The sequence below is a fragment of the Pseudomonas sp. 34 E 7 genome, assembly GCF_900005715.1.
Lineage (GTDB): Bacteria > Pseudomonadota > Gammaproteobacteria > Pseudomonadales > Pseudomonadaceae > Aquipseudomonas > Aquipseudomonas orientalis_A.
In genome coordinates, this window is sequence record NZ_CVTX01000145.1 from 183,381 (window position 1) to 207,360 (window position 23,980).

The 23,980-nt window shown below is 60.9% G+C and carries 22 protein-coding genes; 5 read left to right on the plus strand and 17 right to left on the minus strand.

The genetic code is table 11. The features are described from left to right. Positions 1–6: 6 nt before the first annotated feature. Both BFP96_RS15385 and algB read right to left on the minus strand, forming a co-directional pair. Positions 7–1,794, minus strand: coding sequence for an ATP-binding protein (locus tag BFP96_RS15385; RefSeq protein WP_065895291.1), 1,788 nt, complete (start codon positions 1,792–1,794; stop codon positions 7–9). A 10-nt stretch (positions 1,795–1,804) separates the two neighbouring features. After that, a complete protein-coding gene (gene algB / locus BFP96_RS15390) occupies positions 1,805–3,151 on the minus strand; it encodes a sigma-54-dependent response regulator transcription factor AlgB (protein ID WP_065936528.1) in 1,347 nt (448 codons plus the stop codon). 404 nt (positions 3,152–3,555) lie between these two features. On the opposite strand from algB, the gene BFP96_RS15395 reads away from it, so the two are divergent. The 5 genes from BFP96_RS15395 to BFP96_RS15415 all read left to right on the plus strand — a co-directional run bounded on the left by BFP96_RS15395 (position 3,556) and on the right by BFP96_RS15415 (position 7,927). Further along, a complete protein-coding gene (locus BFP96_RS15395) occupies positions 3,556–3,840 on the plus strand; it encodes a hypothetical protein (protein WP_065895292.1) in 285 nt (94 codons plus the stop codon). Between the two features lie 78 nt (positions 3,841–3,918). Further along, positions 3,919–4,083: a DUF1328 domain-containing protein gene (locus BFP96_RS15400; protein ID WP_003187386.1), complete on the plus strand. Its 165-nt coding sequence runs from the start codon at positions 3,919–3,921 to the stop codon at positions 4,081–4,083. A 2-nt stretch (positions 4,084–4,085) separates the two neighbouring features. Continuing rightward, positions 4,086–4,553, plus strand: coding sequence for an inhibitor of vertebrate lysozyme family protein (locus BFP96_RS15405; protein WP_065886785.1), 468 nt, complete (start codon positions 4,086–4,088; stop codon positions 4,551–4,553). 715 nt (positions 4,554–5,268) lie between these two features. Next, a complete protein-coding gene (gene gltP / locus BFP96_RS15410; RefSeq protein ID WP_065886786.1) occupies positions 5,269–6,600 on the plus strand; it encodes a glutamate/aspartate:proton symporter GltP in 1,332 nt (443 codons plus the stop codon). 97 nt (positions 6,601–6,697) lie between these two features. Beyond that, positions 6,698–7,927: a nucleoside recognition domain-containing protein gene (locus tag BFP96_RS15415; RefSeq protein ID WP_065895293.1), complete on the plus strand. Its 1,230-nt coding sequence runs from the start codon at positions 6,698–6,700 to the stop codon at positions 7,925–7,927. 108 nt (positions 7,928–8,035) lie between these two features. Here the strand turns inward: BFP96_RS15415 and BFP96_RS15420 are convergent, their stop codons facing one another. The 15 genes from BFP96_RS15420 to BFP96_RS15490 form a co-directional block, all read right to left on the minus strand. Next, the gene (locus tag BFP96_RS15420) at positions 8,036–8,647 is read right to left on the minus strand and encodes an ABC-type transport auxiliary lipoprotein family protein (protein WP_065936529.1); all 612 of its coding nucleotides are present in this window, start codon (positions 8,645–8,647) and stop codon (positions 8,036–8,038) included. Then, positions 8,644–9,582 carry an MlaD family protein gene (locus tag BFP96_RS15425; protein ID WP_065936530.1) on the minus strand — a complete coding sequence of 313 codons (939 nt, stop codon included), beginning with the start codon at positions 9,580–9,582 and terminating at the stop codon, positions 8,644–8,646. The genes BFP96_RS15420 and BFP96_RS15425 overlap by 4 nt, the downstream gene beginning before the upstream one ends. A 1-nt stretch (position 9,583) precedes the next feature. After that, positions 9,584–10,387, minus strand: coding sequence for an ABC transporter ATP-binding protein (locus BFP96_RS15430; RefSeq protein WP_065936531.1), 804 nt, complete (start codon positions 10,385–10,387; stop codon positions 9,584–9,586). Further along, positions 10,384–11,532, minus strand: coding sequence for an ABC transporter permease (locus tag BFP96_RS15435; protein ID WP_065897863.1), 1,149 nt, complete (start codon positions 11,530–11,532; stop codon positions 10,384–10,386). The genes BFP96_RS15430 and BFP96_RS15435 overlap by 4 nt, the downstream gene beginning before the upstream one ends. Before the next feature lie 54 nt (positions 11,533–11,586). Continuing rightward, positions 11,587–12,618 (minus strand): DUF5924 family protein, encoded by a 1,032-nt coding sequence (locus tag BFP96_RS15440; RefSeq protein ID WP_065936532.1) that lies wholly within the window; start codon positions 12,616–12,618, stop codon positions 11,587–11,589. Positions 12,619–12,688: 70 nt separating this feature from the next. Continuing rightward, complete coding sequence (locus BFP96_RS15445; protein ID WP_065936533.1) at positions 12,689–14,071, minus strand: M16 family metallopeptidase; 1,383 nt, start codon at positions 14,069–14,071, stop codon at positions 12,689–12,691. 58 nt (positions 14,072–14,129) lie between these two features. Next, positions 14,130–15,788, minus strand: a complete 1,659-nt coding sequence (locus BFP96_RS15450) for a Na/Pi cotransporter family protein (protein WP_065895299.1) — start codon at positions 15,786–15,788, stop codon at positions 14,130–14,132. Between the two features lie 220 nt (positions 15,789–16,008). Continuing rightward, complete coding sequence (locus tag BFP96_RS15455) at positions 16,009–16,776, minus strand: TerC family protein (protein WP_017139071.1); 768 nt, start codon at positions 16,774–16,776, stop codon at positions 16,009–16,011. 68 nt (positions 16,777–16,844) lie between these two features. Further along, entirely contained in the window at positions 16,845–18,152 is a 1,308-nt protein-coding gene (locus BFP96_RS15460; RefSeq protein WP_065886794.1) for a CitMHS family transporter, read from the minus strand. A 307-nt stretch (positions 18,153–18,459) separates the two neighbouring features. Then, positions 18,460–20,421 (minus strand): DUF7844 domain-containing protein, encoded by a 1,962-nt coding sequence (locus tag BFP96_RS15465; protein ID WP_065936534.1) that lies wholly within the window; start codon positions 20,419–20,421, stop codon positions 18,460–18,462. Beyond that, positions 20,418–20,738: a DUF2388 domain-containing protein gene (locus BFP96_RS15470; RefSeq protein ID WP_065897866.1), complete on the minus strand. Its 321-nt coding sequence runs from the start codon at positions 20,736–20,738 to the stop codon at positions 20,418–20,420. The genes BFP96_RS15465 and BFP96_RS15470 overlap by 4 nt, the downstream gene beginning before the upstream one ends. Positions 20,739–20,776: 38 nt before the next feature. After that, the gene (locus BFP96_RS15475; RefSeq protein ID WP_065886812.1) at positions 20,777–21,085 is read right to left on the minus strand and encodes a DUF2388 domain-containing protein; all 309 of its coding nucleotides are present in this window, start codon (positions 21,083–21,085) and stop codon (positions 20,777–20,779) included. Positions 21,086–21,175: 90 nt separating this feature from the next. After that, complete coding sequence (locus BFP96_RS15480; protein WP_057725665.1) at positions 21,176–21,496, minus strand: DUF2388 domain-containing protein; 321 nt, start codon at positions 21,494–21,496, stop codon at positions 21,176–21,178. Between the two features lie 332 nt (positions 21,497–21,828). Next, positions 21,829–22,044, minus strand: coding sequence for a DUF1127 domain-containing protein (locus BFP96_RS15485; protein ID WP_003187413.1), 216 nt, complete (start codon positions 22,042–22,044; stop codon positions 21,829–21,831). Between the two features lie 317 nt (positions 22,045–22,361). After that, positions 22,362–23,855, minus strand: a complete 1,494-nt coding sequence (locus tag BFP96_RS15490; protein WP_065886796.1) for an acetyl-CoA hydrolase/transferase family protein — start codon at positions 23,853–23,855, stop codon at positions 22,362–22,364. Positions 23,856–23,980 lie beyond the last annotated feature (125 nt).

Below are 23,980 nucleotides of genomic sequence, written 5' to 3' on the forward strand. Positions count from 1 at the left end.
GGGTGCTTACAGAGGCAAGGCCATATAGAACTGTGTGCCCTGCCCCGGCCGTGAATACACGCCCATGCGGCCGCCGTGCAATTGCACGATCTCCTTGCACAGCGCCAGCCCCAGGCCGGCGCCGCCTTTCTTGCGCCCTACCTGCACGAAAGGCTCGAAAATGCGCCCTTGCTGGCCGTAGGCAATGCCTTCACCGTTGTCCTCGACGCTGATAATCACCCGTTCGCCATGACGTCGCGCCTGCAAGCGAATCTGCCCATCCTCGGCAGTATGCCGCAGGGCATTGCCCAGCAAGTTGTCGAGCACGCGCTCCAGTTGCGCCTGGTCGGCGTACAGGCGTGGCAGGCCTGACTGGGCTTCCACCAGCAGTTCGACGCGTTGCGCGTTCGCCGGTTCGGCGAACCGGGCCCGGGCATGTTCCAGCAGGTCGGTGACGTCGCACGGCCCCAGCGTGAGTTTCTGCAGGCCGTTCTGGTAGCGCGAGAAGTTGAGCAAATCGTTGATCAACTGCATCAACCGCTGCATTTCTTCGTTGACCGTATCCAGCAGGTCGGCTTCGCGCGACTCAGCCGGGAACTTGGCTCGCTCGCGGAAAAGTCCGAAGGCCATGTGCATGCCGGTCACCGGTGTGCGCAATTCATGGGAGGCGCGCAACACGAACTCGCTGCGCACCCGCTCAAAGGCACGTTGCTCGGTGACGTCATGCAGCACCATCACGGCGCCCAGAATATGCCCCTCGGTGTGGCTCACCGGGGTCAGGCTGTACGTCAGCAGGCGCAGCTCACCTTCGACTTCCACTTCCAGATCTTCCGGCGCCCGCTCCAGGTTGCCGCCGCGCAGCACCAGATGCAGTTGTTCATCCATTTCCGGGCGGCCCAGCGCTTCGCCCAGGCCCTGGCCGAGGCGCTCTTCGTCCCAACCCAGCTGGCGTTGCGCGACGGGGTTGAGGTGTTCAAGGCGGCCTTGGCGGTCGATCATCAGCAGGCCATCGTCGATGCTGTCGAGCACCGCCTGCAAGCGCTGCTGACCGGCGAGCAACTCATCGACATTGGTGGCCTGGTGTTGGCGCAAGGCCTCGGCCATGATGCCGAAGCGACGGGTCAGCAGGTTCATTTCCGCCGCCGTCGATATCGGTAATGTCACTTCGAAATCGCCTTGCCCGATTTTATCGGCAGCCTTGGCCAGCGCTTCGATGGGCGCACCGAATCTCCGGGCAATGCCATGGGCGGTCACGAAGCCGATGATCAACACCGCAAGGCCCACCAGCCCCAGCAAGCTGGCGACGAGCAGCGCACGTTCACGGGATTTATGCTCGCTGGTGCTGATATTTTCCAGCGCCAGCTTGTGGTGGACGATCAGCCCGTTGCGCAGGGTATTGAAGGCTTCAGTGAGCTTTTGCCTGCTGCTCGGCAGAGACGGGTTCTGTTGAGACTCGTCAAAAGCCTGCAGCAGGTTCTGATAGTCCTCGCGTGCCTGCTCGAAACCGTGGGTGTGACCGTCACTCTGTTCATGGGCTATGCCCTGGTCCAACAGGTCAAAGTAGCGCTGTTTGGAGGCTTGCAGGGCAGCCGGATCAGGCCGCTTTTCGAGCATCATGATCAGTTGATCGCCCAGGCTCTGGCGCAACTTCACGCCCAGGTCGAGGGTGACGAAATTGCTGCGAATCAACGACTCCTGGGTCTTGGCCATCTGCATCACGCTGACCAGGCCCAGGATCAGCCCCAGCAGGGCCACGGTGATCAGCGCCGAGATGCTCAGGAATAACCGGGTGCGCAGTTTCATCGCGAGCTTCATGAGGTACAGCTCATAAGTTGTACTGTTTGCGTTTGCGATACAGGGTCGACGCATCGATGCCGAGGGTGCGGGCGGCTTGATCCAGCGTATCGCTGGTGGCAAGTACCGCGCCGATATGGGCTTTTTCCAATTCGTCCAGGCTCAGTGCCGCACCGATGCGTGGGGCGTTGTTGGTCGGTTGCTCGGCCATGCCGAGGTGGCTGATCTCGACCCTCTCCTGAGGGCAGATGATGCTGGCGCGTTCCACCACGTTGCGCAGCTCGCGGATGTTGCCGGGCCAGCGATAGTTGAGCAGCGCTTCGCGCGCCTGATCGCTGAAGCCGCGCGCCGGGCGGGCATATTCCTTGACGAAACGCGCCAGGAAGCGGTCGGCCAGGGTGAGGATGTCCTCGCTGCGCTCGCGCAGCGGCGGCAGGTGCAACGTGATGACATTGAGGCGGTACAGCAAGTCTTCACGGAAGCGGCCGTCGCGCACCATGTCTTCCAGGTTCAGGTTGGTGGCGGCGAGAATACGCACGTCCGCGCGGCGGGTAACCGGGTCGCCCACTCGCTCGTATTCCTTGTCCTGAATGAATCGCAGCAACTTGGGTTGCAGAGTCAGCGGAAAGTCGCCGATCTCGTCGAGAAACAGCGTGCCGCCGTCGGCCTGGTTGACGCGGCCCAATGTGCTCTCGCTGGCGCCGGTAAATGCGCCGCGGCTGTGGCCGAACAGTTCGCTCTCCATCAGTTCTGCGGTCAACGATGGGCAGTTGATGGTCACGCAGGATTTTTTCGAGCGTTTGCTCCAGCCGTGAATGGCCCGCGCCAACTCGCCTTTACCGGTGCCTGACTCGCCGAGGATCAAGATATTGGCATCGGTGCCGGCGACCTGCCGTGCGGTTTCCAGTACCACCATCATGGCCGGGCTATGGGAGTCGAGGCCGTCCTTGGGCTGGCGCACCGCGCCTTCCAGGGCTTCCAGCCGTGCCGAGAGCTGGCGTACTTCCAGCTGCTTGGCGGTGGCCAGGCGCAGTTGATCCGGGCTGCAGGGCTTGACCAGGTAGTCGGCGGCGCCGGCCTGGATCGCATCGACTGCAGTGTCCACCGCCGAATGGGCGGTAACGATCACGACACGCATCCATGGCGCTTGAATACGCATATGCGCCAATACATCCAGGCCGTTGTCCTCGCCCAGGCGCAGGTCGAGAAAGCACAGGTCGAACACTTGGCGTTGCATCAAGGCATCGGCTTGGGCCGCGCTGTTGGCGGTGGCGACGGTGTAGCCTTCATCTTCCAGGCAATAGCGGAAGGTCCGGAGGATCGCGGACTCGTCATCCACTAAAAGAATGCGGCCTTGAAGTTCCTTGGCTGATTCCATCTGTCCCGCGCTCCTTAACTGTGAATGTTGGTGTTTAGTCCCGGAATAATCGGGCAAGTTGCATGGTTTATTCTGATCGATAAAAGGAAGCATCGCGTAGCTATCTGCACATCTTCCTACACGCCCTAGTAAAAGGCCCGATCTAGTGGCGTTTTCATAGCTTCTCGCCCCTTCGGCAATCGTCCATTCGCTTTCGATCCCTCGACCCGACCACTGACCATCGTGCATTTCGCACGGCCCCTGACAGTGCATCGTGCAGGATGCTGTGCTGTGTGCCGATAGATAATTCTTAAGTATCTGATTTTATTGAGTTTTATTTTATAAAAAAGCTGGCATGAGCTCTGCAATAGTTGTTACTGCATAGAGCGTCATGACCGAATAATCAGAATGCGGGAGAAAGCAGTATGACTCGCCAAAGCCTCAGCCAATTGCGTGTATCGCCGCTTCATGTGCAGCAAGGTCTGTTCGCCAGCCTGGCGTTGATGGTCACGCTGATTGCCGGCCAGCAGATGCAGCATTGGCAGCAGAGTCAGCAGCAGGCCCCGCAGTTCGAACGTCCCGTCATGACCCAGACCCATTTCCGTTCCGTTGGCAGCACGACTGCTGATGCAACCGCCCCGCAACTGCGACTGGCAGACCAGGAGTCCACCCTGAGCGAACTGCCGGTTCAAGAACGCTGGGTGTTCTAAGCAACACATCGTCGCTCGCGTCGAGCGACTGCATGGCATCACCGCTGTTACCCCTATGAAAGCTTAAGGAGAATCACCATGTTGAGTTGGGCAATCACATTTCTGATCATCGCCATTGTGGCTGCAGTCCTGGGCTTCGGTGGTATCGCCGGCACCGCTACGGGTATCGCCAAGATTCTCTTCGTGGTCTTCCTGGTGATGTTTATCGCGTCGTTCTTCTTTGGTCGCAAAGGCCGAGGCTGAATATGACCACTGTGCCTTTTAAAGCCATAGCCGCCGCCCTGCTGTTGGGCGGCAGCAGCCTGGTGATGGCCGCCAATGACGGCCAATCCCGGGCCAATGAATTGCTCAGCACGGATGCGCAATACCGTGAAACCTGGCAAGGCGTGGTCAAGAAAGAGCAGCGCCTGCCCGAATGGGTGATGAACCTGTCGGGCGCGGCGGAGCAGATGAACGCTGTCGAAGAAGACGGTGAGAAGTACTTGGTAGGGCCGCTGTGTGAAACGGCAGATACCTGCCGGAACAAGCGCCTGATCGTCGCTTTCAGCTTCGATAAGGAAGATGCCTACGCCATGTTGGTGGAAGTCCCGGCCGGTTTGCCGGCGGACAAATCGCCGACGCGGCATGCCGATTACCGGTTTATCGGTAAACCGGATGAAGGTATGCAGAAGCTGCTCATGGAGCAGCTGAAGAAAGATCCGAATTGGTACTAGGTTCCGTCTTACGGAGCCGGCGTCCATAGAAAGAAGCCAGTTCGCTTCTTTCTGTTTGCATCGCATACCAAATGCGATGCATGACCAGGGGGCCGGGTTGCTCTGATCGATCAGGATCGGCGTGACCTACGGGTACAGGGAGTGCCTGCGCAAGGGCCGGGTCAGGTGAAAAGCTGCGACGCAAGTTCACAAGTCCTCAAGCTTGCTGAACTTGCGGCGGGCTTATGACTCTCAAAGCCCGGGCATCATGCCGGCCATAGCTGGCATTCCTCGTTTTGCCTCTCGCCAATCATTACGTAGTGTGTCGGCGCGACCATCCATCGATAAATTTTTCCGAGCGCAATAGGCTGTTTCTTACGCCATGGCGCGGATATTCCAAGCATTTCTACCCAACACCCCGAGTCCTCAGCTACCTCTGCGCAAGCCGGAATTGGCAGCTTCACGGCCGGTTCACCCGCTTCAATGGCGTATCCGAACTGACCGTTCAGACAATTATTTTCAAAAAAAACCATGCCGATTCGGCATAGGGTAGGCGTTTACGGCATTAGACGTCGCCGCCTTGCATGGGAATAGTTGCGCCTTTTTTCGCCTGCCAGTAAGCCATTTCGGCCACGCTGCGGTGACCTTCCATGGAGGCAGATGCTCACACTTTTTCGCTTTCGAGCGGTCCAGCTGGCGCATTTGCCTTAAGTTCACTTGAAGTAAGGGTAATGACATGAAGAAGGCAAAGCTAAGCCTCGCCTGGCAGATCCTCATCGGTTTGGTGCTGGGGATCGCAATCGGTGCAGTGCTCAACCATTTCAGTGCTGAAAAGGCCTGGTGGATCAGCAACGTGCTGCAGCCGGCAGGCGATATCTTTATCCGCCTGATCAAGATGATCGTTATCCCAATCGTGATTTCGTCGCTGATCGTCGGTATTGCCGGTGTGGGTGACGCGAAAAAGCTGGGTCGCATCGGCGTCAAGACCATCCTTTACTTTGAAGTCGTCACCACCATCGCCATCGTGGTCGGCCTGTTGCTGGCCAACCTGTTCCATCCGGGCGCGGGCATCGACATGAGTACCCTGGGTACTGTCGATATCTCCAAGTACCAGGCCACCGCCGCCGAAGTGCAGCATGAGCATGCGTTCATCGAGACCATTCTCAACCTGATCCCGTCGAACATCTTCGCGGCCGTCGCCCGTGGCGAGATGCTGCCGATCATCTTCTTCTCGGTGCTGTTCGGCCTGGGCTTGTCGAGCCTCAAGCCGGAACTGCGCGAGCCGCTGGTGACCATGTTCCAGGGCGTGTCCGAGAGCATGTTCAAAGTCACTCACATGATCATGAAGTACGCCCCTATCGGTGTATTTGCGCTGATCGCGGTGACGGTCGCCAACTTCGGCTTCGCCTCGCTGCTGCCATTGGCCAAGCTGGTGATCCTGGTTTACGTCGCGATTCTGTTCTTCGCGTTTGCGGTGCTGGGCCTGATCGCCCGCCTGTTTGGTTTCTCGATCCTGAAGCTGATGCGCATCTTCAAGGACGAGCTGGTGCTTGCCTACTCCACCGCCAGTTCCGAAACCGTACTGCCGCGTGTGATCGAGAAGATGGAAGCCTACGGCGCGCCCAAGGCGATCTGCAGCTTCGTGGTGCCGACGGGTTACTCGTTCAATCTCGACGGTTCGACCCTGTATCAAAGCATCGCCGCGATCTTCATTGCGCAGCTGTACGGCATCGACCTGTCGATTGGCCAGCAACTGATGCTGGTGCTGACCCTGATGGTCACCTCCAAAGGCATCGCCGGCGTGCCGGGTGTGTCCTTCGTGGTGTTGCTGGCGACCCTGGGCAGCGTGGGCATCCCACTGGAAGGCCTGGCGTTTATCGCGGGTGTCGACCGTGTGATGGACATGGCGCGTACCGCGCTGAACGTGATCGGCAACGCCTTGGCCGTTCTGGTTATCTCGCGCTGGGAAGGCATGTACGACGATGCCAAGGGCGAGCGCTACTGGAATTCGCTGCCGCACTGGCGCAGCAAAGAGGTGCTGCCGGCCGGCGAGATCACTCGCGGCTGATCGCTCGAATGCTCTGACACAAACCCCGGATAATTCCGGGGTTTGTCGTTTCTGTCAGCCCCGTTATCATTCGCCCATCTTTCGGGGGATTCAACTGATGCTCAATGGCCTGTGGCTTGGCTTCTTTGTGGTGGCAATGGTGTCAGCACTGGCGCAATGGCTGGTGGGCGGTAACGCCGGAATTTTTGCGGCGATGGTGGAAAGCATTTTCGCCATGGCCAAATTGTCGGTGGAGGTCATGGTGCTTTTGTTCGGCACCCTGACGTTGTGGCTGGGTTTTCTGCGTATCGCCGAAAAAGCCGGGATCGTCGACTGGCTGGCCAGGGCCCTGGGCCCGCTGTTTCGTCGCCTGATGCCGGAGGTGCCCGCCGGCCACCCTGCCATCGGCTTGATCACCCTCAATTTCGCCGCCAACGGCCTGGGCCTGGACAACGCCGCCACGCCCATCGGCCTCAAGGCCATGAAGGCGCTGCAGGAACTCAACCCCATCCCCAATACGGCAAGCAACGCACAGATCCTGTTCCTGGTGCTCAATGCGTCCTCGCTGACGCTGTTGCCGGTGACCATCTTCATGTACCGGGCCCAGCAAGGCGCTGCCGACCCGACGCTGGTGTTCCTGCCGATCCTGCTGGCCACCAGCGCGTCGACGCTGGTCGGCCTGCTGTCGGTAGCGGTGATGCAGCGCCTGCGCCTGTGGGATCCGGTCGTGCTCGCCTACCTGATTCCCGGCGCGTTGGTGCTGGGAGGCTTCATGGCGTTGCTGGCGACCCTGTCCGCCACAGCGCTTGCCGGGTTGTCTTCGATCCTGGGCAACCTCACGCTGTTTGGCTTGATCATGCTGTTCCTTGTGATCGGCGCCTTGCGCAAGGTCAAGGTGTATGAGGCCTTTGTCGAAGGTGCCAAGGAAGGTTTTGACGTCGCCAAGAATCTGCTGCCCTATCTGGTAGCGATGCTCTGTGCGGTGGGCGTGTTGCGTGCCTCCGGCGCGTTGGACTTCGGCCTGGAAGGGATTCGCCACCTGGTGGCCTGGACCGGCATGGACACGCGGTTTGTCGACGCACTGCCCACTGCGATGGTCAAGCCCTTCTCCGGCAGCGCGGCGCGGGCGATGCTGATCGAGACGATGCAGACCCAGGGGGTGGACAGCTTCCCGGCGTTGGTGGCGGCGACGATCCAGGGCAGTACCGAGACCACGTTTTATGTGTTGGCGGTGTACTTCGGGTCAGTGGGCATCCAGCGGGCGCGGCATGCGGTGGGGTGTGCGTTGTTGGCGGAGTTTGCCGGCGTGGTCGCGGCTATTGCGGTGTGCTACTGGTTCTTTGGTTAAGGCTTAGATAGCCATCGGGGGCAAGTCGAATCGTCGCACCGCCCCTCCCACATTTAGATCTGTGAACACATTCAAACTGTGGGAGGGGGCTTGCCCCCGATGAGGCCTTCAGTGTTTCGCAGCAGTATTGCCTTGCGCCACAACCCAATCCACTACCTGCCTATTCAGTTGATCCCCGGCTTGCCCAAAAGCAGCCACCACCGTCGGCACCTTGGTATCCCCCACCTGCTGCCTTACCTCAAACCGCCGGCTGGCAATAATCCGCTGATCACTGCCGCGCACCAGCCGAGCATCCAGGCGAATCACCACCTCCACTGCCGTGCCGTGGTATTCGCTCTGAAACGCCTGTAACTGTCCTCCCAGCTCATAGTCCGCCTGCAGGTTGGTCTCATCGGTACTCAACAGCGTCACCCGCCCATCACGCTGGAAGCCATCCAGCAGGCGATTGCGCAACAGCACCGGCGCCGGATCGCTCCAGCGCGAGTGGGCATAGCTGCTGATCAAATCGCCATTGGGCACCACCGCGATGCGTGGGCTGTCGAGAAATTCGCTGGTCTGTGGCTTGGTCACGCGCAGTGACCAGCTCACCGGCGTACCTTGGCTGACGGGCTGGGTCGACGCCAGGCGGTAGACGTCGGACGGGTCCGGCTTGGGCAGGATCGAGCACGCGCTCATCAATGCAAAGGCCACGGGGGCGATGATTCGGTAAGCGCGCTTCATGGCGTGAACTCCTTGTTCTTGTCACTGCCCAGCAGGTAACCGCTGGGGTTGGCTTCCAGGCGGCGGGAGATGGCGCGCAGCGAACCGAGGGTTTCGCGCAGTTCGCGCACGGCCGGCGCCAGTTCATTGAGGCCCTGCAGACCGCTGTTCACCGAGTCCTTGTTGTTGGCCAGCAAGGTATTGAGGGTGGCGGTGCTTTGCTCGAGGGACTTCATTGCCTGCTCCGCGCTGCCAAAGGCTTGCTTGCCTTGGTCGTTGAGCAATCCGTTGGCGTTGCGCATCAATACGGTGGTCTGTTCCAGCGCGCCGCCGGCCTGCTTGCTCACTTGCATCAATTGCTGCATCACCACTTTGATGTTGCCGCGCTGTTCTGCGATGGCGCCGGTGGTTTGCTGCAGATTGTCCAGGGTGGTGCTCAAGCGTTCGACGTTTTCCCGGGAGAACAGCTGGTTGGCGTTATGCAGCAGCAGGTTGACGCTGGTCATCAGGTCGTTGCTGTTATTGAGCAGGCGGGCGATGGGCGAAGGCGACGCGATGATCTCCGGCAGGTTGCCGTCCTTGCCCTTGAGTTCCGGGCTCTGCGGAGTGCCGCCGCTGAGTTGGATGATCGACGTGCCGGTGATGCCGGTCAGTGCCAGTTTGGCCTGGGTGTCTTCCTTGATCGGCGTTTGCCCGGCCAGGCGGATGCGCGCCAGCACGCGGCGCGGGTCCTTGGGGTCCAGGCGCAGGCTGGTGACATCGCCCACCTTGATCCCGCTGTACTGCACCGAGCTGCCCTGGGACAGGCCGCTGACCGCTTCGTTGAACACCACCTCATAGTCCTGGAAGGCGCTGTCGACGCTGGATTTGGCCAGCCACAGGCCGAACAGCATCGCGCCGACCACCACTATTACGCTGAACAGTCCGATCATCACATGATGGGCTCGGGTTTCCATGTCATACCTCGTTGAGCGATTGAGCGGCATCCAATGCCGCGCGGCCTCGGGGGCCGTGGAAATAGTCGTGGATCCAGGCGTCGTCGGTTTCCGAGACGACATCGATGGCGTCCGCCACCAGGACTTTCTTCTGCGCCAGCACCGCCACGCGGTCGGTGATGGTGTACAGCGTGTCGAGGTCGTGGGTGACCAGGAACACACTCAAGCCCAGCGCGTCGCGCAGGGTCAGGATCAGTTGGTCGAATTGCGCCGCGCCAATCGGGTCGAGGCCGGCGGTGGGTTCGTCGAGAAACAGGATGTCCGGGTCCAGGGCCAGCGCGCGCGCCAGGGCGGCGCGCTTGATCATGCCGCCGGACAGCGACGCCGGGTACTTGTCGGCCGCCGACAACGGCAGCCCGGCCAAGGCCAGCTTGACCGCCGCCAGATGCTCGGCATCGGCGCGGCTGAGCCCGGCGTGCTCGATCAACGGCAAGGCGACGTTCTCGGTGACGGTCAGCGAGGAAAACAAGGCGCCCTTCTGGAACAGCACGCCGAAGCGCCGTTCCACCAGTGAACGTTCATGCTCGGACAAATTCGGCAGGTCCTTGCCCAATACCCGCACTTGCCCCTCGCTGGGTCGCCGCAGGCCGACGATGCTGCGCAGCAACACCGACTTGCCGCTGCCGGAGCCGCCGACCACCGCCAGGATCTCGCCCTTGTACAAATCCAGGTCGAGATGCTCGTGCACGCTCTGGCTGCCAAAGCGATTGCACAGGCCGCGAACTTCAATCACCGCCTCAGTGGGCGCTCGATGCAGACGACTCACCAGCCCATCTCCATGAAAAACATTGCCGCGACCGCGTCCAGCACGATCACCACGAAAATCGACTGCACCACGCTGGAGGTGGTGTGCGCGCCGACCGACTCGGCACTGCCGCTGACCTTGAAGCCTTCCAGGCAACCGATCGCGGCAATCAGGAACGCGAAGATCGGCGCTTTCACCATGCCCACCAGAAAATGCTGCACGCCGATGTCCGATTGCAGCAGCGACAGAAACATCGCCGGCGAAATATCCAGAGCCACCGCACACACCACGCCACCGCCGACAATCCCCGAGAGCATCGCCAGGAATGTCAGCATCGGCAGCGCCACCAGCAATGCCAGGACCCGCGGCAGCACCAGCAGCTCCATCGGGTCCAGGCCCAGGGTGCGGATCGCGTCGATTTCTTCGTTGGCCTTCATCGAGCCGATTTGTGCGGTAAAGGCGCTGGCCGTGCGACCGGCGATCAGGATGGCGGTGAGCAACACGCCAAATTCGCGCAGGAATGAAAACGCCACCAGGTCCACGGTGAAGATCGTCGCGCCGAAGCTCTTGAGCACGGTGGCGCCGAGGAAGGCCACCACGGCGCCGACCAGAAAGGTCAGCAGCGCAACGATCGGCGCGGCATCCAGGCCGGTCTGTTCGATATGCGCGACCACCGGCGTCAGGCGCCAGCGCTTGGGCCGCAGGATGCCGCGCACGAAGGTTTCGAGGATCAGGCCGATGAAGCCCAACAGTTTCATCCCGTCTTGCCAGACGGTGTCCACGGCGCGGCCGATGCGCGCCAGCAGTTGCACACCGGCGCCCTCTTCCGGCTCCTTGAGCGGTACGCAAAAATCATTGAGCGAGCGGTAGACCGTCTTGAGCAGTGCCCGGTCGGCGGCGGACAGGCTGCAATCGCTCTGCTCGGCGGAGCGTTCGATACGTTCGGGGCCCAGCAACTCCACCAGCAGCGAAGCGCCGGCAGTATCCAGGGCGCCGAGGCCGTTAAGGTCGATGTGCGCGCCGGCGTCGTATTGGCCGTCGAGTGTGTTCGACAGCTTCTTCAGCTTTGCGTAATGGGCAAGCGTCCAGTCACCGGTAATGCGCAGCAACGGCGGTGTGCGGGACGTATCGAGTTGGGCCGCGCCGGCCGTCGTGGGAGTGGTCATAAGCTCCGAGCGTATTTGGCTGTCCACAATTGCTACGTAATAGCACGATCGGGCCTATGGCGGGTTGTCCGTTTGTGCTGAGTCGGTGACGTTAAAGCGCAGCACGCCAATCACTTGCCCGTCTTCGGTGAGCACCCGCACCTGCCAGCGGCCTACCGCATCCGGCGGGAAGTTCTGCTTGTGCGTCCAGGCGCGGTAGCCCTCCTTGCGGCCGCCATGGATATCCAGGGCAATGCGGTCGACTTCCTTGCCGTTGAATTTCCACACATGGTAGATCCGCTCATCGAGGCCGCGGGGCGCGTTGATTGCGGTGTAGGCGTACAGTCCGCCGCTGCGCAGCTGGGCGGCGCTGACTTGCTTGAGGTCGTCGCCCGGTGTGCGGTCTTGCAGCTGGGTGCTGATGGCCACTTCAGTCATCCACAGGGTGGCAGGTGGCACCCAGCTACGCAGCAACCAGCCGGCGCAGCCAATAGCGGCTGTCACCCCCAGCAGCATTGCCCAGCCTTTGACGCTGCGCAGCGGCAGGCTGGCGGCCAGGCTCGGAATCGACAGGGCCATGGCGACGCCCAGTGCCAGTTTGTAACTTTCGGCGGTCGTCAGGTGCAGGATGATCGGCAGCGCGGTCAGCAGTGCGGCGAACAATGTCAGCGTATGCAAGGCGAGGAACAGCGAGCGCTTGGGCGCCAGCCACTTGTAATACAGCGGGTCGATGATCGAGACCAGCGCCGCCGCGCCGAGCAGGCCGGTGAACGCCGATTGGCCGCTGTTCCAGGCCGTGGTGACGAAAAAGAACGGCAACACGAAAAACAGACTTTCCTGGTGGATCATCTGGGTCGCATAGCGCAGCAGCGGTTCCGGTATCTCGCGGTTGAACAGCTTGGTGAACAGCTGGGTGAAGCTGTTTTCCAGCATCAGCCACAACCAGCTCACCAGCAGGATCACGGCGATCCAACTGGCCATGCCTTGCTGGCGGTCCACCAGGATGAAGCTGCCCACACCCGAGATGAAGCCGCCGAGTGCGATCACCCCAGGGTAGCGCTTGATCAGTTCTATAACGCGCTGGATAAGGGGCGGCAGGTTTGGCATGGGCGATTCACAATAAGGGTTAGAAAAATCCGCGACAGAATAACGTCTTGGTCCGCTGTTCGGCGCCTCATTAAGCGAGCCGTTTGCGATAAAACCGCAGGGCGATCCACGCAACCGCGATCAGTCCCAGCACGCCCGCGCCTATCCAGCTCAGGGCGTTGTAGCTCAACAGCGGTTTTTCGATGCGCCAGTAGCCCGGCTGCTCCAATACCTGGCGCATGGCCTGATTGGTCTGGGCCAGGGTCACGGCCTTGATACGTTTGGCCGGGTCGCTGAAGCGCCCATCGTCATATTCGCCGGCGGCGCTCCAATAATAGTCGGCCAGCGCGCTGTTGCCCTGCACGGCCCAGGCCTGACGTGCAATGGCGGCTTGCTGCAGGCGCGCGAACACCGCCGGGTCGAGGCCATCCTTGAGCAAGCGGGCCTTGAGGTCTTGCAATACCTGCTCGGCTTGCTCGAGGTTTTCCCGTTCGAGGTCGGCGTTCAGGCTCAGGAAGCCAACGCCGCCGAGCACTTCACGCTCGCTCCAGGGCCCGTAGGACAGGCCGTGCCTGAGGCGCAATTGGCGGTACAACGCCCAGTCGAGGTAGTCCTTGAGCAGGTCGTAGGTTTCATCATGCTGGTCTTCCAGCACCGGCTCCGGGAACAGCCAGTGCAGCTTGGCATTGTCGCCGACCCAGCCGTGGATCAGGTCGCGATGACTGGCGGCGGCCTGCTGGATTTGCGGCAGCGGTCGATGTTCGCTCGGCTCTACCGGGTCGAGCTGGCCATAGGTGCGTTCCAGGTAGGCCGGCAGCAGTTTGTCCAGGTCGCCGACGACGATCAGGGTCATGTTGTTCGGTGCGTACCAGTTTTTGCGCAGCGCCTCCAACTGGTCGCGGGTCAGAGCGTTGACCTCGGCGCGTTCGGCGCACTTGAGGCCCAACTCGACGGCCAGCTGGTTGCTGGCGTTGTGGCCCAAGTCCTGGCGGTCCAGCAGGCGTTGCAAGTGGGAATAATGGCCACCGTCCTCGCGCTCGACCACCTGCTTGGCGGCGTTGATATTGGCGTCGGTCAGTTGGGTGCGGGTGACGATTGCCAGCAGCAGATCCAATACCTTGCGCTGGTTCTGCGCGGGCGCCTCGATCACGAACGTGGTGTCGGCGTTGCTGGTGTAGGCGTTCCACTCCCCGCCCAGGGCCTGCATGCGGTCTTCGAGGTCGCCTTCGTTACCGCCGTCGATGCCGCTGAACAGCAGGTGCTCGAACAAATGCGGCAGCTCTTTCTGGTCGCAGCTGAAATCGTCCAGGCCCACGCCGACTACCAGGCGGATCGCCACATGCCCGCGCTCGTTGCCCGGTTTGAGCAGCAATTGCAGGCCGTTGGGCAAGGTATAGCCTTCGACCTGCAGGCGGTCAAAGGCAAAGGTGTGTGCCGAGCCCATGAGCAGGCAGGCGAGTAACAGGCGACGCATAACAAGCTTCCTGGCGAATGAGGTCCGTTGTTAACTGACTTCGCTCGCTGGCGTACGTTCAGGGCGAATGGGTGATGTCGGCAATATCGTCGGCGGAGAGTGCGCCGGTGTCGGATGTTTCCAACACGACATAAGCGCTGCTGCAAAACAACGAGTTCAGGCGCTTCATGTCGGCGATCAGCTCCAGGTGCAGGGAGCTGGTTTCCAGGCTCTGTACGATTTTACGCTGCAAGCGGCTGACGTGAGCGTGGGCCAGGCGCCGCTCCTGGGCGCGAAAGCGGCGTTTCTCCCGCAGTAATTGGCGGGCGCTTTCCGGGTCGCCGCTGAGGAATACCGACAGGCCCAGGCGCAGATTGGCGATCAGTTGGCTGTGCAGGCCGCTGAGTTCTTCCAGGCCGACTTCGGAAAATTGCCGGCGCTGGGACGTCTTCTGCTGCTGCACTTTGCGCAGCATGCGCTCGATCAGGTCGCCTGCCAGCTTCAGGTTGATCGACAGTTCGATGATTTCTGCCCAGCGTCGATTGTCCTGCTCACTCAGGTCTTCACGGGGCATTTGCGCCAGGTAAAGTTTGATCGCGCTATAAAGCGCCTCGACGTCATCGCTGAGGCTGCGCATTTGCTGGGTAATGGCGGTTTGGTTGCCGCGCAGCACTTCCTGCATCGAGGTGAGCATGTTGTCGATCAGGTCGCCGAGCCGCAGGGTTTCGCGGGCGGCGTTGGCCAGCGCCAGGCTCGGCGTGTTCAGCGAGGCCAGGTCCAGATGGCGCGGCTTGGCTTTGCCGTTGGTCTCGGGACGCTCCGGCAGCAGCCATTCGCACAGCCGCGCCATCGGGCCAATAGTGGGCAACAGAATCAGGCAGCGGCTGACGTTGTAGAGCAGGTGAAAGGTGATGACCATGCCTTGGGTGCTGTAGTCCAGGCCGTCCATCCAGCGGACGAGTGGGTCGAGTACCGGAATGATCAGCAGCAGGCCGATCAATTTGTACAACAGGCTGCCCAAGGCGACTTGCCGCCCGGCGGTGTTTTGCATGCTGGTGCTGAGAAAGGCCAGGATGCCACTGCCGATGTTGGCGCCGATGACCAGGCCGATGGCCACGTGCAGACCGATCACGCCGGCACCGGCCAGGGTTGCCGTAAGCAGCACTGCGGCGAGGCTGGAGTAGGAAATCATCGCGAACAGCGCACCGACCAGGGCGTCGAGCAGGATATCGCCGGTCAGCGAAGCGAAGATGACTTTGACGCCCTGGGCATGGGTAATCGGCCCGGCGGCTTCGACGATCAATTGCAGGGCCAGGATGATCAGCCCGAGGCCGATCCCGACCCGGCCCAACTGCCCTGCCCGCGTCTGTTTGCGCGACAGGAAAAAAATCACCCCGAGGAAGATCAGCAGCGGTGACAACCACGACAGGTCGAAGGTCAGCACCCGCGCCATCAACGCGGTACCGACGTCGGCGCCGAGCATGGTGGCCAGGGCGGGCGTAAGGCTCATCAACCCCTGGCCGACAAAGGACGTCACCAGCATTGCCGTGGCATTGCTGCTCTGCACCATGGCCGTCACCAGGATACCGGCGACAAACGCCAGCCAGCGCTTGGACATGTTCTGCCCGATGACTTGGCGCAAGTTGGAGCCGTAGACCCGCAGGATGCCGGTACGGACGATGTGCGTGCCCCAGATCAGCAGGGTCACGGCGGAAAGCAGATTGAGCAAGGTCAGCATGCTCGGCCCCCCGTGTGGGTGAGCTCCAGCAGGAGCGAAGGAAAGTTGCCGCGTGCCGTTCTACGTCTTGTGGTTAAGCTGTAGTTGGCGAATGGGCTCTGCGCCAGCATCGCATAGCTGAACGCGGGATTGAAACAAAACTGTCATGAAGATCGGGACGCGAAGCGTCCGAGGCGGCATTCCCACGCGGAGCGTGGGAATGATCGACAGCGGGTTGAATTTATTGACCCGGGATATCTTTGCGCAGTTTCACCGGATCCTGCTGCTTCTTCTTTTTCGCGATGGCGGTGCGCATCTTGATGTTCACCGCTTCCACCGCCAGCGAGAACGCCATGGCGAAGTAGACGTAGCCTTTTGGCACGTGAACGTCGAAGGATTCGGCGATCAGCACGGTACCCACCACCAGCAGGAACGACAGCGCCAGCATCTTCAGCGACGGGTGCTTGTCGATGAATTCGCTGATGGTGCCGGCGGCCAGCATCATCACCAATACGGCAACCACGATGGCGGCGACCATGACCGGCACATGGGAAACCATGCCGACGGCGGTGATGACCGAGTCCAGGGAGAACACGATGTCGATGATCGCGATCTGGATGATGGTGTAGATGAACTTGCCACCCTTGCCACCCGGTTCGTCGTGGGTTTCGTCTTCACCTTCCAGGGCGTGGTACATCTCCTGGGAGCTTTTCCACAGCAGGAACAAGCCACCGAAGAACAGGATCAGGTCGCGACCGGAGATGCCCTGGCCGAAGACCACGAACAGGTCGGCGGTCAGTTGCATGACCCAGGTGATCGACAGCAGCAACAGGATGCGCGTGACCATCGCCAGGGCCAGGCCGAAGATCCGGGTGCGCGCCTGCATGTGCTTGGGCATGCGGCTGACCAGGATCGAAATCATGATGATGTTATCGATGCCCAGGACGATCTCGAGCGCCGTCAGGGTGAAGAAGGCAATCCAGATTTCCGGATTGGTCAGCCATTCCATGTGTATTCCTTTGAGCAAGTATTAGACCGCGCGGACTGTAGCGCCGCGCGGTGAGTGAGTCGGTACGATTATAGAGTGCTGAACAGCGGAAAAATCCCCATCAGCAGCGCGGCGAACATTATGCACAGGCATACCAGCACTGCCCACTTGAGGGTGAAGCGCTGGTGATCACCAAACTCGATACCTGCCAGGGCGACCAGCAAGTAGGTGGAGGGTACCAGTGGGCTGAGCAGATGCACCGGTTGCCCGACGATCGACGCACGCGCCATCTCCACGGCGGTGATGCCGTAGTGGCTGGCAGCTTCGGCCAGCACGGGCAGCACGCCATAGTAGAACGCATCGTTGGACATGAAGAAGGTAAACGGCATGCTCACCAGCGCCGTGATGACCGCCAGGTACGGTCCCAAGGCTTCAGGGATAACCGCCAGCAGGCTCTTGGACATGGCGTCGACCATGCCGGTGCCCGACAGGATGCCGGTGAAGATGCCGGCGGCGAAGATCAGCCCGACCACCGCCAATACGCTGCCGGCGTGGGCGGCGACGCGGTCTTTCTGCTGCTGCAGGCATGGGTAGTTGACGATCATCGCGATACTGAACGCCACCATGAACAGCACGGGCAGCGGCAGCAGGCCGGCGATCAGCGTGCACATCAGGGCAAGCGTCAGCGCGCCGTTGAACCAGATCAGCTTCGGACGGCGGGCGTCGGGAAATTGCGACACGCTGATTTCGCTGTGGTCGATCTCGTCGCCTTGCAGATGCAGTTCACCCAGGCGTGCACGCTCGCGCTTGCCGTACATATAGGCAATCGCCAGGATCGCTACCACGCCGGCCGCCATGGCCGGGATCATCGGTACGAAGATGTCCGAGGGGTCCACATGCAGCGCGCTGGCGGCGCGAGCGGTTGGGCCGCCCCAGGGGGTCATGTTCATCACGCCACCGGCAAGAATAATCAGGCCGGCCATGATGCGCGGGCTCATGCCGATGCGCTTGTACAGCGGCAGCATCGCAGCGACGCAGATCATGTACGTGGTGGCGCCGTCACCGTCGAGGGACACCACCAGGGCCAGCACGGCGGTGCCGACCGAGACTTTCAGCGGGTCGCCCTTGACCATCTTGAGAATCTTGCGCACGGCCGGGTCGAACAGGCCGGAGTCGATCATCAGGGCAAAGTAGAGGATGGCAAACATCAGCATCACGCCGGTCGGCGCGAGCTTGGTGATGCCTTCGAGCATCATCGGGCCGATCTTCGGCGCGAAGCCGCCGAACAGCGCGAACAGGATCGGCACGATGATCAAGGCGATCAGCGCAGACAGGCGCTTGGTCATGATCAGGAACATGAACGTGATGACCATGGCAAAGCCAAGGAAAGTCAGCATAGGAATACTCCAGGCGTAGCGCGGCTAGGGAATGGCGAACCGGGTGGGGTCAGCGCAGAACGAAAGGCACGAGGCGTACGGGGGGAGTAGGGAAAAACAGACGGGTACGGGCGGACATCGGGAATCACCATTGTTGTTGTTAACAGTCGGTCTATTGCCGACAGTGGGGCGATCCTAGACGGGTAAGCTTTCAGCCAGCTTTCGCCGGGAAAACAGGTGACATTCGGTCTTGAGGCTTATGCGGATAAAAAAATGTGGGAGGGGGCAAGCCCCCTCCCACATTGGAATTACTTGATTCGCTGAGTGTTTACGGCAGTTCGAGGCCGCCGGCCGCTTTATGCAACGCTCGCAGGTGTTCGCCCATTTGCTTGAGATTGGCTTCGCAAGCGGCAATCTCGGCAGCGCGGGACGGATCGAGCAGCGCCCTGACTTCTTTATCCAGCTCGCCGGTCAGCGATTGCAGTTGCTTCTGGCGCTCGGCACTTTCCGATTCCAGCCGCTTGGCCTCCGAAGGCTGCGGCAGGCCGTAGCCGCCACTGTCGAGCAATTCGGCGGGGCGACTGAGGAAGCCGCTGTTGGCGAGGATTTGCTGCAACGTGTTGTTGGCTTTTTCCATGCCACCGTTCTTCAGCTCCCGCGCATTGAGGTAGCGTTGTTTGACTTCGTCCTGGGCGAGCATCAATTGTTTGCGAAAGCTGGCCTGCTCCAGCAACAGCAGCGCGGCGCTGGTTCGCAAGTCGGCCTGGCTGAACCATTGGCGGCGCTCCTGCGCATTCAGCGACAGCCAGTCTTCGACTTGGGTCTGCTTGATCGGCAGGCGCTTGCGCAGTACATCGAACATCGCCTGGTAGCGCTCGCGGAACGAGTCAAAGTGATAGCCCAGGCGCAACGCTTCGCGCTTGTCATTCAGTACGCTGGTGTCGGCCAACCCGCGTGCGCTGAGCACCTCCAGCAAGCCGTTGGGGGTGATGTTGTCCAGGCCGGTCAATTGCGGGTTGGCGCTGCCACTGCGCAACAGCTTCAAGCTTTCCACCGCACAGTTGTTGGAAATGAAGAAGTAGTTGCCGTCGTAGCTCCAGTGCATCTCGGCGGCGTGTTCGACTGTTTCGTTGATTTCCTGGCGATTGAGCTTGAGCGGCACTGACGCCAGGCCACGCAGTTCGGTCTTGGTGTACTCGTCGATGACTTGGGCCAGCGGCAGGACAAACAGTCGCGACGGGTATTTGCCCACCAGGCCATCCCAGCTCGACAGCTGTACGTCACCGACGAAGGCGCGGTAGGACAGCACCAGGTGCTGATCCAGGTCCAGCCGGCAATCCGGCCCGCGAGGACGGCCGGGCGCGCAGATCACCAGGCGCAGCATGCTATGGCCCCAGCGGCTCACCAGATTCTGGTTGGCTTCGGCGAGCAGGTAGTCGATTTCGTACACACGTTCCGGGTTGATCTGGCCGAGCGGGGTCTTGGCGAAATCGTTGCCGGCGTTCAGAAAGGCGTAGGTATTGCCGCACTTATCCTGCCCCGGCGGCGCCCAGCCGAAATGTTCCTTGTAATAGCGCGCCAGCGCGGGACGGCGACAGGCGTAGCTGGGGTCGAGGAGGAAGTACTCCATGTTGACCGCGACGAATTCCAGCGGGCTGGTGGTTTCGTAGATATCCGGGCTGCGAACCACCTGGTTGTTGTGCTGCTCGCGTTCGCCGCGACGGCCGACATATTGCGGCCAGCCGGCGAGGTCCAGCAGGCGAGGGTCGTCACTCAGGGTGAAGCGACGGTCGTTCTGGCCACGGCATTGATCGGGCAGGCCAATCAGGCCGGTGATGTTGTTCTGGCGGCTGCAGCGCTGGATCAGGGCGCGCTCGTCTTTGGACCACAGGCGCGCACGGTCATAGATGTGGGTCAGTTCATGCAGCACAGTGGCGAGCATTTCCCGGCGCACGGTGCCGTGGGGGCGGTTGGTTTTGCGGGTGGCGGCGCTGCCGTCGGTCAGGCTGGCCAGCAGGTTTCGGTTGAGGTCCAGCTCGGACACCAGGGAGGCCTGGCCGTAAGCGTTTTCAGGCATCTTGTCGGTCCAGCCGACCTCGATGCGGCGGTCCAGCTGCTCGATGAAGCGCGGCGGCAGGGCGCCCATCGCTTCATCGAGCAATGCCTGGCTGGCCTGCTGTTCAGCCGGGCTCAGGCCATCGGTCTTGAGCTGCAGTTGCAGGCTGGCCTGGGCCGCACCGGCACACAGCAGCACAGCCCCGGCCAGGAGCCAGGCCTTGATTCGCCTCACAGAGCGAGGATAGCTTCGGCGAGCGTCTGGTCGCTGGCATCACGGGCTTCTGGTACGCGGGTGCGCAGGGTTTCAAAGGCGGCCTCGAGTTGCGCGCCACGGATCTCGCCATGGGTGGCGACGAAACTGGCGGCATCATCATGGGCTTCGCGCACGATCTTGGAATCGCGGATCGAGGTGGTGGTGTCAGAGGTGAAATCAATGGTGCGCGCCGAAGCGCGAACCACGATGTTGCTGGTGGCCTTCAGGGTTTGCGCCTGGGCGACATCAGCCAGAAACAGCAGGCCGAGGGCGGCGACGATCAACGGGCTACGCATGGGGTGACTCCAATACAAAGATGGCTATACAAAGATGATTATTGGACGAGAATTGCCTGCGCCAGTTCAAGGTCGCTTGCATGAAGTTTTGGCTGGGTGCGGCGCAGGTAATCCAGCGCGGACTCCAGGCGTGCGCCCCGCCATTGGCCGTCTGTGGCAATGAAAGCAGCAGCATCATCCCTGGCGACCCGGACCAACTTGTTATCAAACGGCGCAGACGTCACCTTGCTGGTGGCGTACGCGCTGGCAACGGTGCTCTGAACAGAGACGTCAAAGGCCGAAGCCAATGGTGCCCAGCAGGCACAGAGCATTACTGGAACAATCAACAGGCGGTATGAAAAAGCCATGGCACTCGACAACTGAAAACGAGCGCCAAGGCTAGCGCAATGACCGGGTGAGAGCCAGTGCAGTGACGGCCCTTCCTGCCGGCCCTGGCGTTAGATCGCCAGGATTGCCTGGGCCAATTGAGCGTCAGTGGCAGTGTTCAATTGCGGTGCCTGCTGGCGGATCTGCGCCAGTGCGCTTTCCAGTTTCACACCACGGATGGCGCCTTCGCTTGCGACAAAGCTGGCCGCGTCGTCACGGGCGGCTCGCACCACCTTGTTGTCGCGCAGGGAGGAGGTGGCATCGGACGTGGCGTCGGAGGTGGCTTTCAGCGCGCCGACGATCGAATCGGTGGTGACGATAAAGCTGCTCGCGTTGGCGTTGGCAGCAACGGCCAACAGGGCGGCGGTGCACAGCAGGCGAAGACGGGACATGGGGTGACTCCTGTAGATGAGCAAATAAGGTGGCGTAGAACCGCCACAGTGAAACGGACGTTGGGCAATTGGGCATCTGACGCCCGTTCTACAAGGTTCGCCACGTGGTGACTGGATATTAGGTCACCGCTTGCTCATTCGGAAGCCTGCGGTTAACTGTTGTGGTGTTATTTATAAATACGAAAACTGTACTGGTCTGGTAGAGGGCTGCTGTTTCCGGTTCCCATATCCAGATACAACAAAGCCCGCCTCCGGTTACCCGGGGCGGGCTTTGCTTTGACAAATCAGAGTGCTGGCGGTGGACCCGGCGGGTCAGGGCCAGCGAGCGCCAATCAGCGCCAGAACGGCTTGCTCAGCTCTTCGTAGCGTTGAGCTTCGCTGATACCGGCATCAGCCAGCAGACGCGAATCCAGACGAGCCAATTGGTGGCGGCTGGAGATGCGGCGCTGCCACAACATCAGGTTGGCGAGAACGCGCAAAGGCAGGGAAGCCTGGGTGTTAACAGCTTTTTCTTCGAAGAACAGTTCGGAACTGAGTGTACGTTCCATGATGACATCCTTCCGCTTGTGGCGGGATTAGGTAGTGGTTTAACTGATGCCAATGATCCTCCTCGCACGCAAGACTCTCTAGATACAGTTCACCTGTATTGTGAGGGGCCAGTTAACTGTTTATAGAGGCTGTACGGTACGAAATGGGGGCAACTGTACCTGTGCGCACCGTAACGGTGCGAAATCGGCTTTTTCGACGAGGGTCGTGGGATATTTCTGTAGGAAATTACCGGTACAGCAGTACAGTTTTTGATAGATATAGCGATCAAACACCGGGCCGATGAAACTGTATTGGCACCAACCCGGTTGTATATCCCTCAAGCCTTGAGCATGTGCCCGGTTTCTTCCAGGTTAATGTGCCAGCTCAGTGCGTCGCGCAGGATATGCGGGGTATGCCCGCCGATAGCGCAGGCGGCAACGAAGTAGCCGTTCAGTGCGTCGCGATACGCCGGGTGCACACAGTTGTCGATGATCACGCGGGCACGCTCGCGGGGTGCCAGGCCACGCAAGTCCGCCAGGCCCACTTCGGTCACCAGGATGTCGACGTCATGTTCGGTATGGTCCACATGGCTGACCATCGGCACCACGCTTGAAATCGCGCCGCCCTTGGCAATCGACTTGGTCACGAAAATCGCCAGGTGCGCATTGCGCGCAAAGTCCCCGGAGCCGCCAATACCGTTCATCATCCGCGTGCCGCAGACGTGGGTGGAATTGACGTTGCCGTAGATATCGAACTCCAGCGCTGTATTGATGCCGATGATGCCCAGGCGGCGCACCACTTCAGGATGGTTGGAGATTTCCTGCGGGCGCAGCACCAGCTTGTCCTTGTAGTGCGCAAGATTGCCGAACACATCGGCATTGCGCCGCTCCGACAGGGTAATCGAGCTGCCGGAGGCGAAGCTCAGCTTGCCCGCGTCGATCAGGTCGAACGTCGAGTCCTGCAGCACTTCCGAATACATGGTCAAGTCTTCGAACGGCGAGTCAATCAAGCCGCACATCACTGCGTTGGCGATGTTGCCGATACCGGCCTGCAGCGGGCCGAGCTTGTTGGTCATACGCCCGGCATCGACTTCCTGTTTCAGAAAGTTGATCAGGTGGTTGGCGATGCCCTGGGTGTCGCTGTCGGGTGGCGTCACGGTGGAGGCGGAATCGGCCTGGTTGGTGATCACAATGGCGACGATTTTCTCGGGCGGGATGGGAATCGCCGGGCTGCCAATACGATCGTCGACTTTGACCAGCGGAATCGGCGTGCGAGTTGGCCGATAGGAAGGGATATAAATGTCGTGCAGCCCCTCCAGGTTCGGGTTGTGCGCCAGGTTGATCTCGACGATGACTTGCTTGGCAAAAATCGCGAAGCTGGCAGAGTTGCCCACCGAGGTGGTGGGCACGATATGGCCTTGTTCGGTGATGGCAACGGCTTCAATCACGGCGATGTCCGGCAACTTGAGCTGGTTGTTGCGCAGTTGCTCGACGGTTTCCGACAGGTGCTGATCGATAAACATCACTTCGCCGGCGTTGATTGCCTTGCGCAAGGTGCTATCGACCTGGAACGGCATGCGGCGTGACAGCACGCCGGCTTCGGTCAATTGCTTGTCCAGGTCGTTGCCCAGGCTGGCACCGGTCATCAGGGTGATTTTCAGCGGGGACGTCTTGGCGCGCTCGGCCAGGGCGTGGGGGACGGCCTTGGCTTCACCGGCGCGGGTGAAGCCGCTCATGCCGACGGTCATGCCGTCCTCGATCAGTGCAGCGGCGTCTGCCGCGCTCATGACCTTGTTCAACAACGAAGGCAAGCGGATACGATCACGGTACATGAATGGTTATCTCAGGCTGCGGAAGCAAGTTGGGCAGTGTAGTGATTTCAAAAAGTTTCGGCCCGCTACCATGGTCGAATGCCGAGTGGCGATTTAGAGCCTTTGGTCGGGTTTCATCGGAGTGT